The 13,391-nt window shown below is 54.7% G+C and carries 9 protein-coding genes; 5 read left to right on the top strand and 4 right to left on the bottom strand.

Features of this window, described 5'->3' with window-relative positions:
* Positions 1–34: 34 nt before the first annotated feature.
* Complete coding sequence (locus J9889_RS16165) at positions 35–913, bottom strand: pirin family protein (RefSeq protein ID WP_210557345.1); 879 nt, start codon at positions 911–913, stop codon at positions 35–37.
* Positions 914–1,156: 243 nt separating this feature from the next.
* Here J9889_RS16165 and J9889_RS16160 point away from each other — a divergent pair, with 243 nt between their 5' ends.
* From J9889_RS16160 to J9889_RS16145, 4 genes are all read left to right on the top strand, one after another.
* On the top strand, positions 1,157–3,559 hold the full coding sequence (locus J9889_RS16160; RefSeq protein ID WP_210557344.1) for a DNA polymerase II: 2,403 nt from the start codon (positions 1,157–1,159) through the stop codon (positions 3,557–3,559).
* A gap of 572 nt (positions 3,560–4,131) precedes the next feature.
* Entirely contained in the window at positions 4,132–4,551 is a 420-nt protein-coding gene (locus J9889_RS16155) for a hypothetical protein (RefSeq protein WP_053288480.1), read from the top strand.
* Entirely contained in the window at positions 4,551–7,067 is a 2,517-nt protein-coding gene (locus J9889_RS16150; protein WP_053288479.1) for a hypothetical protein, read from the top strand. Before J9889_RS16155 ends, J9889_RS16150 begins: the two co-directional genes overlap by 1 nt.
* Entirely contained in the window at positions 7,037–10,216 is a 3,180-nt protein-coding gene (locus tag J9889_RS16145) for a site-specific integrase (RefSeq protein ID WP_053288478.1), read from the top strand. Before J9889_RS16150 ends, J9889_RS16145 begins: the two co-directional genes overlap by 31 nt.
* 44 nt (positions 10,217–10,260) lie before the next feature.
* On the opposite strand, the gene J9889_RS16140 is transcribed toward J9889_RS16145, so the two are convergent.
* From J9889_RS16140 to J9889_RS16130, 3 genes are read right to left on the bottom strand one after another with little or no spacing between them, the layout of a single operon-like run.
* Entirely contained in the window at positions 10,261–11,115 is an 855-nt protein-coding gene (locus J9889_RS16140) for an HDIG domain-containing metalloprotein (RefSeq protein ID WP_160317946.1), read from the bottom strand.
* A 16-nt stretch (positions 11,116–11,131) separates the two neighbouring features.
* On the bottom strand, positions 11,132–12,313 hold the full coding sequence (locus tag J9889_RS24710; RefSeq protein ID WP_210557343.1) for a DUF3596 domain-containing protein: 1,182 nt from the start codon (positions 12,311–12,313) through the stop codon (positions 11,132–11,134).
* A complete protein-coding gene (locus J9889_RS16130; RefSeq protein WP_053288475.1) occupies positions 12,306–12,542 on the bottom strand; it encodes a hypothetical protein in 237 nt (78 codons plus the stop codon). Before J9889_RS16130 ends, J9889_RS24710 begins: the two co-directional genes overlap by 8 nt.
* A 53-nt stretch (positions 12,543–12,595) precedes the next feature.
* Between J9889_RS16130 and J9889_RS16125 the strand changes: the two genes are divergently transcribed.
* Positions 12,596–12,901 carry a helix-turn-helix transcriptional regulator gene (locus J9889_RS16125; protein WP_223943999.1) on the top strand — a complete coding sequence of 102 codons (306 nt, stop codon included), beginning with the start codon at positions 12,596–12,598 and terminating at the stop codon, positions 12,899–12,901.
* Positions 12,902–13,391 lie beyond the last annotated feature (490 nt).

Below are 13,391 nucleotides of genomic sequence, written 5' to 3'. Positions count from 1 at the left end.
GCGCCATGGGCGCTCTTTTGTTTTGGACCCTGGCTCAGAGCCCGGTCAGGGGCGGCGCCTTGAGACGGGGCCCCTGGTAACCCGTCACCTCGCCAAAGCGCGGATGACCGCTCTCCCAGTCGGCGGCGGCGGTGCGAATGGCCTCCTTGTCGACGCTCACGAAGTTCCACCAGATCTGCAGCGGTTTGGGCAGGGGCTCGCCGCCGATGAGCAGCAGCCGGGCGCCCGGGCGCAGGGTCAGCACCACCTCCCGGTTGCCGGGGGGCAGGTAGAGGAGCTGCTCCGGGGCCAGGACCTCCCCTGCGACGATGGTCTCCCCCGCAAGGGGAAAGAGGCCGTGCTCGAAGGCGGGATCCAGGGGGAGGGTGATCTCGCCTCCCTCGGGGGCGTGCAGATCCAGCCCCAGAATGGGGGAGAAGTGCAGGGTGGGGGCGCGCTGGCTGCCGTGCTCGCCGATGAGCAGGGTGAGGGTGATCTCCCCTTGCTGCCAGCGGGGGAGCGTCGGGTAGTGATCGAAGCGGGGCGGGGTATGCTGATCCGCCTCGGGCAGGGCTATCCAGAGCTGGGCGGCGTGCAGATCGGGCTGGTTCGGGACCGACTCCTCCGTGTGGGCGATGCCCCGTCCTGCGGTCATCAGGTTCACCTGGCCTGGACGGATCACCTGCTTGCTGCCCAGGCTGTCCCGGTGGAGGATCTCCCCCTCCAGCATCCAGGTGAAGGTCTGCAGGGCGATGTGGGGGTGGGGCCCCACATCCATGCCGGGTGCGCCGGGGGCAAAGCGGGTCGGGCCGATATGATCGAGAAAACACCAGGGCCCGATGGTGCGCCGCTCCTTGACCGGGATGGCGCGAGCCACCGGGATGCCGCCCACATCGGTGAGGCGGGAGGCAATGCGTTGCCACTGTTGTGTCATGGGGTGCTCCTTGTCGAGGAAAAGGTTGGCGCACGCGCGCGCAGGTTGCAGCGTCTGCAGGGGGAAGAACATGCCGTCTCGCCCGGTGCCGGTGAGTGATGCCGAGGTTACTATGCCCCAATCCGGCGCCGGATGGCAAAGACGGGGCACAGCGCCTGCCCTGAAGGCCCAGCCCGGCAATTGCAGCCGGGTACTGTATGAACGTACAATAGTCCCATCCCACTCTTGAGCCCGACCACCTGCATGACCGACATCCAGCCCCTCCCTCCCGTGACCCCGCCGCTCGACGGCTTCATCCTGACCCGCCATGGTCGGGATGTGCAGGGGCGTACCGAGATCGTGATGTGGCTCTGGAGCGCACAGGGACCGGTACGGGTGGTGGTGCCGGGGCAGGAGCCGGTCTTCTTCCTGCCGGAACGCCACCTGGAGGAGGCGGCAGAGCTTTTCAAGGGGGCCGGGGTGAGGGGGCGTTTTCGCCGCCTCCCCATGCACACCTTCGAGGAGAGCCGGGTGGTGGGCTGCTACTTTGCCACCCTGAGCGCCTTCCACCGCGCCATCGAGCTGCTGCTCATCCGCGGATTGGAGCACTTCGAGGCGGATATCCGCCTGCCCGAGCGCTTTCTCATGGAGCGCTTCATCACCGCCGGGATGCGCTTTGACGGCAAGGCGAGGCGAAAGGGGGGCAGGCAGGGTTACTGGGAGGTAAACGAGGCGCGCTGTGCGCCGCAGGCGGTGACGCCGACCCTCTCCTGGGTCTCCCTGGACGTGGAGTGCGCCATGGATGGCACTCTCTTCTCGGTGGGGCTTCATAGCGAAGAGGACGCGCGGGTCATCATGATTGGTGCCCCGGAGCCGGACTCGCAGGACTGGGAGACCCCCGTCGAGTGGGTGGCGGACGAGCCAGCCCTGCTCGGTGCCCTGGAGGGCTGGTTCAGCCTGTACGATCCCGATCTCGTCATCGGCTGGAACGTGGTGAATTTCGACTTTCGCCTGCTGCTGCGCCGCGCCGAACTCCACAAGCGGCGGCTGCGGCTCGGGCGCGGGCGGGAGCTCTGCTTCTGGCGCTCGTCCCGAAACGACCCCCAGAGCGGCAACGTCATCATCCCGGGGCGCATGGTGCTGGACGGCATCGATACCCTCAAGAGCGCCACCTGGCAGTTCCCGAGCTACAGCCTGGATGCGGTGGCGAGCGAGCTGCTCGGGCGGGGCAAGGACATCGAGGACGTGGCCAACCGGGGGGAGAAGATCACCGAGCTGTTCCACTCCGACAAGGAGGCGCTGGCCCGCTACAACCTGGAAGATTGCAGGCTGGTGTGGGAGATCTTCGATTTCTGCCACCTCATCCCCTTCGCCATCGAGCGCGCCTCCCTCACCGGTCTTGAGCTCGACCGGGTGGGCGGGTCGGTGGCGGCGTTCACCAACCTCTATCTGCCACGGCTGCACCGCGGTGGCTATGTGGCGCCCAACCTGCCGGCAGACGGCGGGCTCGCAAGCCCCGGCGGCTATGTGATGGACTCCAAGCCGGGGCTCTATCGCCACGTGCTGGTGCTCGACTTCAAGAGCCTCTATCCCAGCATCATCCGCACCTTCTGCATCGACCCCATGGGGCTGGTGGAGGGGCTCAAACACCCGGATAACGCCATTCCAGGCTTTCGCGGCGCCCTGTTCTCCCGAACCCGCCACTTCCTGCCGGATCTCATCGCCACCCTCTGGGCGGCGCGGGATCGGGCCAAGGCCGCCAGTAACAAGGCCCTCTCCCAGGCCATCAAGATCATCATGAACTCCTTCTACGGGGTGCTGGGGTCGGGGGGCTGCCGCTTCTATGACCCGAGGCTCGCCTCCTCCATCACCTTGCGGGGCCACGGCATCATGCAGCAGACCCGGGAGTGGATAGAGGCAGAAGGGTTCGAGGTGATCTATGGGGATACCGATTCCACCTTCGTGCACCTGGGGAGCGATATCCGTCTCGAACAGGCGGACGAGATTGGCCAGCGACTGGCGAAGATGATCAACGACAACTGGGCCGCGCTGATCAGGCGGGAGTTCGACCTGCCGAGCCATCTGGAGATCCAGTACGAGACCCACTACCGCCGTTTCCTGATGCCCACCATTCGCGGGCTGGAGAAGGGGAGCAAGAAACGCTATGCGGGACTGGTGGGCGAAGGGGAAGGGGAGCACCTGGTGTTCAAGGGGCTGGAGACGGTGCGCACCGACTGGACACCCCTTGCCAAGGCATTCCAGACCCGGCTCTACGAAATGGTGTTCCACGACCAGGATCCCAGCAGTTATGTGCGCACCATGGTGGACGAGACCCGGGCCGGCCGTCACGACGATCTGCTCATCTACCGCAAGCGGCTGCGCCAGAAACTCGAGGAGTATCAGAAGAACGTGCCGCCCCATGTGCGGGCGGCGCGCCTGGCGGATGAGGAGAATCTGCGCCGCGGCCTGCCCCAGCGTTATCAGCACAGGGGCACCATCGCCTACCTGATGACCCTGAACGGCCCCGAGCCTTTGGAGTACCGGCGCAGCGCCGTCGACTACGAGCACTACATCGACAAGCAGCTCAGGCCCATCGCCGACGCCATCCTTCCCTTTGTGGGGGAGTCGTTCGAGCGGATCTGCGGCCAGCAGCTCGATCTCTTCTGACGAAGCGAGGTAAACGCGGCGGCCATGGCACGACAATGGCTGCCCGCGGGCCAGAGGGAACATAGGGAGGCAGATGACGGGGGAGAGCGGGGGTCTGAGCCGACCAATGCAAAAAGCCCGCTATCAAGCGGGCTTTTCAAATCTGGTGCGTCCTAGTGGATTCGAACCACCGACCCCCACCATGTCAAGACGATTCACCTAAGTGTACCAATAACATCAAAATCATAGTAAATCAATATAAAACCCAATAAATCAATAGGATGAGCTCGGGCTTCGGCTCGGGCTATGCGAGTTTATGTGGCCTTTTTATTGGATTCATGAACAATATTGGCACAAGATAGGCACAAATACGATGTTTCCAAAGTGACCACCATCTCGGCTGAGGAGAGCTTCATATGGGGCGTTCTGAGTTTGCACAGTACTGCGAGCGATTGCGGGAGAGAGGGCAGTTCGAGTTAGTACCGTTATCAACATTAATACTGGATCGTGTATGCGAGAAGGTGCTCGCTCGTGGAGCTATTGTCGCGGCGTTAAGGGGGCGGTCTTTACCCTGCACTGCAGAGGATCATGGCATGGCTGTTCTCGATAGCATACAGAGTCCAATTATGGGATACCGTCCAAAAGGGAGTGAAAAGGTTGCTGTGGTCGCCGGCATTTTCACGTATCACCGGCTGCTACAGCAACAAGCAACCAGTAAACCAATAGCAGCGGTGCAGATATTTTTGTTGGATAAAGCACCCAAACCGGATTTGCGTGAATTGCTTCTGCTGCATGAACTCAGTAGGTCTCTGCTGCGGGAATGCTTTACTCACTCCACCGCGACAATTGCAGATTATCTCCACGCCTGGTTTGACTGCAGAGCTGAGTCCAGCCTGTTTGGATCGGATAAGTGGCAGCAACTGTTTCCGCAATTGCGTACTAAGGCCGATCTGTGCGGATGGTTAGAGATCAGTAGCAAAACATTTATCCCGACCAGGCAGGGTGATAAGTGATGTCAGGCTGGGAGCTGTTATCAGACTTGGTCCAGCATTTTAGCCGGTACGCTAGTCAGAACGGTTTTGAACTTGAGGAGTTTGAAATCGAAGAAGTACTGCTCCCTTGGCTGGAAAGGATACAGACTCCTGCCAATATGCGTGGGCTGGGTCGTGTACTACGGGCGTTGAATGATTTTTCACAGGACACCACCGCAAGAATTTGGCTCGAGCGAGTCTTTGAATTGCCTTCTTGGTTTTTACCCGGTTTGGGTTTTCAGATCTCGCTCGCGGATCCCAAGCAAGTTCCGCTCTTTATGGATCATAAAATGGGTAGTGGTTGGTGTGAATTCGCCCCCTTCTATGCTTGGTTATTTCGTCTTGCTCAATACAGTAAAGACACCAAAGCTAGGTCCGTGCAGCTCATTTTCATTGAGCATTACTATAAGACATTGGTTGAACTGACCGATCCCGCATTCAGCACAAACAGCCAAACACGAGAGCAGCAGGTTTGTGCCGCTGGCCGTTTGGTTTTTGATGCTAGGAACCAAGATTTTCAAGGATTAGTGGCACATTTAACCTTGGATGATCTCTCGTGTATCAAGAGGCTTGCGTTGCGGATAGAAAGTTACTGCAAAGATGAAAACAATAAAATTGAACAAAAAAACAGCAATTATATGCGAAGTCTGGTGCATTTTTTTCTTGGTGACTGGGGGGGAGGTCGAAGGGGTAACCGGATCCATCGCTATAACAAAATGATAGCCAGACGTTTCAATCGTACTCAGAAGTCCGTTGTTCAAGGATGTGACGGCGCTTTGCAAGAACTGCTGCCGAGTCTGCTAGACGTGCTGGATCCAGAGGGTGTTGAGACGGATGATTTTTTTCCGCTGCAGACATTTATAGAAGTCGAAGGTCAGTTTACTGAAGAGCGGGATACAAAGGAGATCCCAGATATTGAGAGGGTGTTTGACCGGGCGCTGAATCGGAAGAAAAATATCGATGTCACCAATAAAGTGCGTCGAGGGCAGAATGTCTGTCTGCAAAATACAGAGCTGCTTAAAGCTGGTGACCTGGCACGTTTCATCCGATTTCTACAGAGTAGCCAGCATGCCACCACGTTAGCATTTTGGGCCATGTTGCTGTTGGGTAAACCCCTTGGGGAGTTGGCTCAACTGTATGTATTTGATGATTTGCATGATGTGACATCTGGTCTCTACCTGGATCCAGAAGGAAATGGTTGGTGGAGCTTCCCTGTTTCCTATTCCGCAAAACGCGGGCTAGATGATCAAAGGCGTGGTCTGATAGTCACAGCTGATCATGTGTTCACTGCCTGTCCACGATTCTTCATCTCGTTGCTGTCTGGGCACTACAATGGGGGGCTTGCCCCCTTATTGCCGGATACGTTGACAGCCGAACTGCTGGCAAAGCGTTTAAAGAAATATTCTGATCATCTGCAACGTGGAAGCAGGATCAGCCTCGATAAAATTTCTTCCTTCTTAGACCGCTTTTGTTTCGCTATGGGCACGGTCGACCCGGTTGTGCTCGACTTCAGCTATCAGCTTGCGCTGAGTCGCACTCGTGTATCTAGGAGTTATGCCTGTCTCGAGGATGAGCAGCGAGTTGGAACGCTGCACAGGTTATGGCTGGAGATCTCTCAATACATACGGGCAGCAGATCCGACAATTGATTGTCCAACTCTCTTTGAGGTGCGGTATTGGCATGAGCCAATGGTGGTTGGATCAACATTTACTCCCTCCCAGGACACATGTAGAGCATTGGTTCGGCATCTTCTTGGATGGGTGGATCAGTCTCAGCCGTTCTTGACGTTTCCGCTTGAGGACATCATCCGTTATCACAATGCATATGTGGCCTATACAACATATTTGTTGATGTTTTCGACTGGCTATCGGGCTGTATATAACCCGCTGCCATCCTTGTCGTTGCATTTACAGGCGTATCGTTTGTTAGGGATCAGTGACAAGGACGACAGCGACTTTACTCATGCCCGTTTGGTCTGCATGCCGGAATTGTTGGAAAAACAACTGTGCTTCTATGCTGCCCACCTAGCCGCACTTGCCGAGCTACTGCGTTGCATCGAGCCGGCCTTAGCTAACACTATTGACCAGCTACTCAAGGCGGATGAGGTGTTATTGGCGTTAGGGCTTTCTGACTCCTCTGTGTGGTATCAGTCTGTTCGCAACTCTCGGCGTGAACTGGGGCCCTTATTTCATTTCAAGCAGGTCAATCGACAATGGCATGCGGTGAATCTATTTCCCAAAGCGCTGACGAGCTTTCTTCCTGAGGAACTGAGGCTGCCTTCTAATGCGGGTCGCCATTGGATGAAGAGCCAGTTGATCAAGCGGCAGGTGGAGCCAGAGTTGATCGATTGGCAGATGGGGCATTGGATGACCGGGCAGACACCTTTGGGATACTACTCGGCATTAAGTCATGTAGAGGCCAGCCGTTATCTGGCTCCTATTTTGGATGAGATGTTATCGGAGGTCGGATGGCAAGCCATACCATCGTCGATTTCCTGACGGATCTGTATGAGAGTGAACAGCGTGATGAGTTATGCTTTCTTATTGCGCAACAACTGGATAAGTCGCCACTTGCAGAACGGGTAACAGAAGAATTTAGCTATGTCCTAAAGAGCTTGTTCAAGACGATACAGTTCAATCAATCGACAACTCATTTTGAGCCTGGTTTTTTAAAACGCGTAGTGGCTAAGTTCAGAACGGATCCAGAGGTCCAAACGCTTGAGCTGCAGATCCTCGATGCTATTTTGGTGCATGGGCAAAAGATGTGTGGTTTCACATCGGCAAAGGTCCCTGCGATCATCCGGATCCGTCGTGATAAGCCTATCTTACGACCTGACACCCTGCTTCTGGGAAATGCTGCCGCCAAATTATGTGACATCTTGCAGAGAGAAGTGAATCGGCCTAGCTCGCTTCCCTCAAATGACCATCTCCGTGGCAGATTGCTGCTTTATCTCTTTTTCCTTGCCAGAGTCGAGACCTTGGAGCAGGCAATACACGTTCTGGCTGCTGCTCCCCCATTGCTCTACGCCGAAGGGCTGGTTTATCTTGAGTTTGAGTACAAGGGGCAGCTGTGTCGCTATGTTCTTCCTGATCCTGCGGCTCTTCTCTGGATGCAATGGCTACGCGCTCAGCCTAGGGGGGCGGTATCGGGTGCCAGGCCCGCAATCTTCTACGTCAACCTTTATCTATCGGGACTGTCTGATTGGCGCCATGACGCCATCGGTGTATCTAAACTGCGTTTACTTCGTAAGATCGACTATACGCTTCGCTATAGCCCTATTGCCTACGGGCTCTACACAGGATATCTGCCAAGCCAACTGCTCAACCCGGAAACCTTTGTTCGGCTAGTTACGGACAGGTGTGTGCCCAGTGGTGGCGTTATAGAGTCAGTCAACCAAGATCTTCTGACAGTCCGAGAGAAACGAGCCTGGAAATGCCGACTGCACCAAGAGCGCTACAGTACAGTGACAGCGCAATTGAGCGAGCTGAAGCGGATAATGAGTGTGCTTCGTCCGCCTCCCGGCAAGTCTGCTAATGCTCCGTTGGCAATTAGTCGCAGTTCGCTGGTAAATGGCTTTACCGATTGGTTGGAGCAACACGCTACGAGTGATGCTCCTTACCTTTGGTTTTTAGTTGCGTGGGCTCGTTCTCTATTTAAGCATGGCGGGCGGGTAAAGCGGTCACTCAAACCTGGGACCATTGTCGATTATGTATCCACCATCGGTGCGGCATTTCTGGGGAATTTTAACGGCTATCGCTTAAGTGAACTCGATGGGGTTGACTGGGTGGAGCTACTCAATCGAACCAGTGACGAGGTGAAGTCGCCATCCAGAAAAGGGTTTGTGCTCTATTTCGCCACCTTTTTACGAGACGCCGAGTTGGTTCCTGAGCTTCCTGTCGCCGAGTTGGATATTGCGGTCAGTCACGGTGAGGTAGATGCCAACCTCATGTCTGTATCGCATGCTGAGGCCATCCTGGGATGGTTGAATGAGCAGCAGGATCTTGTCGCTCGGGATGCTCATCTTCTGTTTTGCTTGTGTTTTTTTAGCGGCTTACGACGTAGTGAGGCGGCGTTCCTACAACTGGCTGATCTTGATTTCCTAGCGATGGAGCCTTCTCACAATACCTATGACTACATTGACCTTCACATTCGTCGTAATCAAAAACGGGGTCTAAAGTCTACGGCAGCAAACCGGGTGCTTCCTCTAGATGCGTTGTGGCCAGCGCCCCATCTATCTAAACTCCGGGCTCGGGTTCAATATCTGCGGGCGAGGGGGGATTCCCCTACTGCGCCAGTGTTTGAGTCACTCGATAGAACAGAACAGGCCTATCGGCTCATTACAGATTTGATGCACCAGTACACAGGTGATCGAACACTCAGGGTGCATCATTTACGGCACAGCTTTGCGAATTGGACATGGTTTCGACTCAACAGCGACCTTTTACAGGTCGGTAGACGTCAACTGGGGATGTTTCAGGGGGAGTTTTTCTCAGACGCTGCGCTGCAGCACCTCTACCGGCGGTTAGGGTTCCGGGGATATAGCCGAAAGGGGCAGTATGTGCTTTGTCATCTACTGGGGCACGAGGAGCCGACGACAACGATAGGTAGCTATCTTCATCTGAAGGATATTGCTGGCTATCTTGCTTTGGGGGCTCGAGAGTTATCCCCTAAAAAATTGCTGAACCATACATTGGGCCGCAGTAGTCTTGTCGTCCGAAAGGACGTGGGGGAAAACCTCGCGGAGCGACTCACATATGAAAACCGAGAAATAGAGCGGCTGGTTGCACCTGTGAGTCCGCCTGTTCTCGCGAATTCCAGCCTAGCGTCCGTTAAAACACTTCAACACTGTTTTGAGGTTTCCAGTTGTTGCCGGCAGCTACAGGTTTTGGACTGGGCTGCCATCTTGATGGCTTGTCAGGTGAGCTCAGCAGAACAGGTTGCCTATCAAGAGGGGGTCTCGCCTGCGATGGTAAGGGCGTTGCTTGATCATGCAGCCATAGTGCAGAAGCATTGTCCACGGCAGGGCAAACGTCTCCCCCTTATCCCTGCGTTATCGCCTTGGATCCATCGGTTGGTAGAGCGTGAGAGGCGCCAGGGTGAACAGAGGCAAGCTCCCCAAGCGATTGAAGAGCAACAGCTAAGCAAGGTGAAGCGGGATTCCTACTCCTTACAGATCCTGAACTTTTTATTCAGACAGCTGCAAACAGGTTTGGATGACGGGTCATTGACTTGGCCGATGATCCAGGATGGTTGTCAGATCTTGAGGTATCTGGTCCCCGGAAAGGGGTATTTGATCCGTAGTCCAAGTAGTAGGCGTGTCATACAGTTTTTGACCCTATGTAGAGCTCTGGGTTTTAAGGCGCGTCATATTCAGTTGACGCTTCAGTTACCCGGTGCAGATGTCATGCAAAAAACGGATATCTTGGGGCAATGGAATGGCTTGCTACAATGCGCTGGTCTTGCTGGTGTGCCGATAGAGGAGGGAAAGCAGCAAGACTGGCCATATTTGCCCAAGCATGATGGTTTAGGGGTCATGGAAGTGCGTCTGCTCAATAGTAAGCTGGGGGGGCGGGGACGCAGACAACGGGCATTTTTGTCGATGATGCAGCTCATGCTCATTCTGTCTGCAACCTTGAAGCCTCTGTAATCACTGGCCTGCAAGAATCAGTACTGCCCCGGGGAGCTGGCGGATCATGTCGGGAGTCTCCTGAGCATGCGGTTCCCATGCTTGATGAAACGAAAATGTGCCGGTTTATCCTCAAACAGCATGTGCGAACGGGCCGATTGGCATGAGTTGTGGTCAGCATTCCTCAATATGCCCTCAATGGCATATTGTTCGCTCCGATGCTTGGAATATGGAGCCAACATGCTTGATAGCATACGGTGACAATCCCAATCCTCACGCGCCAATTCCTCCATGGGGGCGGCAAGCAACGCAAAATTCAAGCATTCGTGTGCACCTGTTTGGTAGCTATGGATCCCAGCTTCTGTTTGGCTATAGATCTTGCCCAGGTCATGGAACAAGCCAGCAACAAGTGCCAGCTGACACTCCTTGGTCGGATGATGCAAGCGCAATGCATTGCTATATGCCAATTCAGCCACCTCGAGACTGTGGACCAACAGACCGTGAGGGAAGGCATGATGATCCTGGTAACTGGCCGGCATGGTAATGAAGGCGTTAAATTGCTCGGGGTGTGTCGACCAGTAGGAGACAAACCGATGCAGGCAAGGATCGGTGATAAAACCCAGTAACCCAACGAATCGGGTCAGTAGCGGCAAGCGGCCTTTGTTGAGTCGGCTGATAGCGTTGTAATACAGTTCATAGCTGATCATGGCAGGAACAGCTACCAGCGCATCAATAATGATGAGCCCTTGTTGGTTGGTCTCATAGCTGATTTCGACAAGCCCACTCTCGTAGGGATATCTAGATGCGGTATCGGCCGTCACAAGGGCCTGTATGGGCTCGTTGCCGTAAAGTAGCTCGCAGACCGTGATGGGCAAGTGCCCGCTGCGTTCTATCCTGGTTAGCCAGCAGAGTTGTTTCATCGTCATTCTCCAATGCTCATGTTGATGCAATCAGCGAGTTGAAGGCGCTGCCGTCCTGTCGTGTCGCATTAGGTATAAAACGGCTGTAGACCTCAAACAGCATCTTGGTGGTGCTGTGCCCGAGTTGTTGGGCTATCCACTCGGGGCTTTCCCCTGCGGCCAGCCAGAGCGTTGCCGTGGTGTGGCGGGTTTGGTAGGGCCGTCGACGGCTCAATCCCAGTATGAGGAGGGTGGGGTACCAGATCCGTTTGGTGACATTGCGATGATCCAGCGGGTTGCCGGCGTCATTGCAAAAGACATAGTCACAGTGGCGTGTTGCCTCATGCTGTTTGCGTAATGCCTGATAGACAGGCTCCGACATCTGAATAGCTCGATATGAAGACTGAGTTTTCGGCGTTTCAACTTTTCCGTTGACCAATGCCTGCTCGATCAGGATCTGCCGTTTGCCGAAGTCTACATAGCGCCAGAGCAGACCATCTATCTCGGCAGTACGCATACCGGTGAAAAAACGAACCGTATAGTAAGGTTGGTAATCTGCTCGTACCCCAGCAAGAAAAGTACGCACCTCGGCCAGGGAAAATGGCTCGATTGATCCTCTGCTGATCTTCAGTGGGCGGATGTTCTGGAATGGATTCTCGAAGTCACAACGCATCGCCGCCTCACTAAACACGCAGCGCAAGGGCGTCATGATGTGATTAATACGGTCATTGGTTATGCTGCGTTTGCTGGCTGTGTAACCTTTGCCGAGCCGCCCGCGAAAATTCAGTATGTCAGCCCTTGTAATAGTATCGATGGGCTGAGAGCCGAATGCTGGCAGCAGGTAGCGCTCAAAAATCGAGTTGATGTTGAGACAATGACTTGTTTTCCAGAAGGCCTCATTTTCTGATAGCCACTGCCGACTGAAAGAGGCAAAGCTTGGCATATTGCTGATGAGCCTTGGTGCGTCAGGTGCATGGGTGATCACGTCTTGTGTTGCTTGGTCTAGTTGCTCGAATTCTGCACATCGCTTGCTACTGGGAAAGTAGTCACGATAGACGAAGCGTCCTAGACGGATGGCGCTTTCTATCTCCTCCATGACTTTTTCTAGTCGGCTGCGGTTAAGCTTGGTGTCCTTCAGCATGGTTTGCTCACGACAGCGCACCTGCTGATAGTGGAAATCGAAAAAGAGTTTGCCGTCACGGCTTCGGATGCTACCCACGGCATATACCTCCGTTGGCCATCGGGATCACCGACAGCTGACGGTTACTCGGCTTGTACATCTCCTGCTCGATCGCTTCCCAGATGTAGAAGACTTTCCGTCCCCCAAACGGCCGGATGTAGTGGGTCCCCTCCAAGAACACCGTGTTTTTGAGTCCATGATTGATGTAAGCTGCGCTAAACTTGATCCGTTCGGCAAGTTCGTCAGCAGTAAGTAAGGTTTTGTTCATAGAGCACCTCATCGTTCCCATGTGGATGTAATGTTCTTTGAGGGAACTTTAGGGTGGTTTTACTGTTCTGTCAAAGAACATTTGCTGTTATTTTTGAAATATATTTCTTTAGGGGTTTTATGATCCGATTTCGGCTAAAGGAACTGATCGCGGAGAAGGAGTTTCGGGAGCAACGCAAGATCACGCTCATCGAGGTCGCAGAGAAAACCGGCGTCAACAGAACATCACTGTCAAAAATGCAGAATCCGGCCAACCGTCACTCCACCACCACTGCCGCAGTCGATGCCTTGTGTAACTACTTTGGCTGTTCGGTGGGGGAGTTGATGGTTCATGTACCGGAGCCGCAAGATCCTGCTTAATGTGACCTAAGGGCAATATGGCTAAGAATGAGCAGCAAAAGGAAATGTATCCATGGCGTGACGTGGATAAGGCGCGCAATCATCCTAGGCGAAGGATCAAGATGAGCTTGGACAGTGCCCAGTTGATGGGCGGAAAAGGTCTCTGTTGCCCCTGTTGTGGTTGTTCTTGCGAAAAATTGACCTGGTTCGAATTTTCAAGTCCTCCGTGGACTTGGGAAAACCACTGTGGTGTTAAGGGTATCATGTCAGTCTGTGATCACTGCCATGTCCAGGTCGAATTCATTACACAGTTGGTAAGTTGAACTAGCCAACGACGTGAGTGCCTCAGCCCAATCGTCATCTTGTGCTTATGCCGTTCGGGAAGTCAGAGAAACAAGCTAAAAAGAGCCGGCTGGAATGACGACTATCGGGCTCAGTTATTCTTTGGTTAAAATATCAACAAAGTGTGCTCCCGCCCTGGTGAGATAGCGATGAGACATCAGGCCTGGAG

The sequence above is a fragment of the Aeromonas sp. PrichA-15 genome, assembly GCF_017939245.1.
GTDB classification, from domain to species: Bacteria; Pseudomonadota; Gammaproteobacteria; order Enterobacterales; family Aeromonadaceae; genus Aeromonas; species Aeromonas caviae.
The sequence above is the reverse complement of the archived record's forward strand: the minus strand, read 5'-3'. Positions and strand labels throughout refer to the sequence as shown.

Excerpts from the sequence above, each read along its gene's own strand:
- J9889_RS16165 (WP_210557345.1), bottom strand. The coding sequence starts at position 913 with ATGACACAACAGTGGCAACGCATTGCCTCCCGCCTCACCGATGTGGGC.
- J9889_RS16160 (WP_210557344.1), top strand. The coding sequence starts at position 1,157 with ATGACCGACATCCAGCCCCTCCCTCCCGTGACCCCGCCGCTCGACGGC.
- J9889_RS16155 (WP_053288480.1), top strand. The coding sequence starts at position 4,132 with ATGGCTGTTCTCGATAGCATACAGAGTCCAATTATGGGATACCGTCCA.
- J9889_RS16150 (WP_053288479.1), top strand. The coding sequence starts at position 4,551 with ATGTCAGGCTGGGAGCTGTTATCAGACTTGGTCCAGCATTTTAGCCGG.
- J9889_RS16145 (WP_053288478.1), top strand. The coding sequence starts at position 7,037 with ATGGCAAGCCATACCATCGTCGATTTCCTGACGGATCTGTATGAGAGT.
- J9889_RS16140 (WP_160317946.1), bottom strand. The coding sequence starts at position 11,115 with ATGAAACAACTCTGCTGGCTAACCAGGATAGAACGCAGCGGGCACTTG.
- J9889_RS16130 (WP_053288475.1), bottom strand. The coding sequence starts at position 12,542 with ATGAACAAAACCTTACTTACTGCTGACGAACTTGCCGAACGGATCAAG.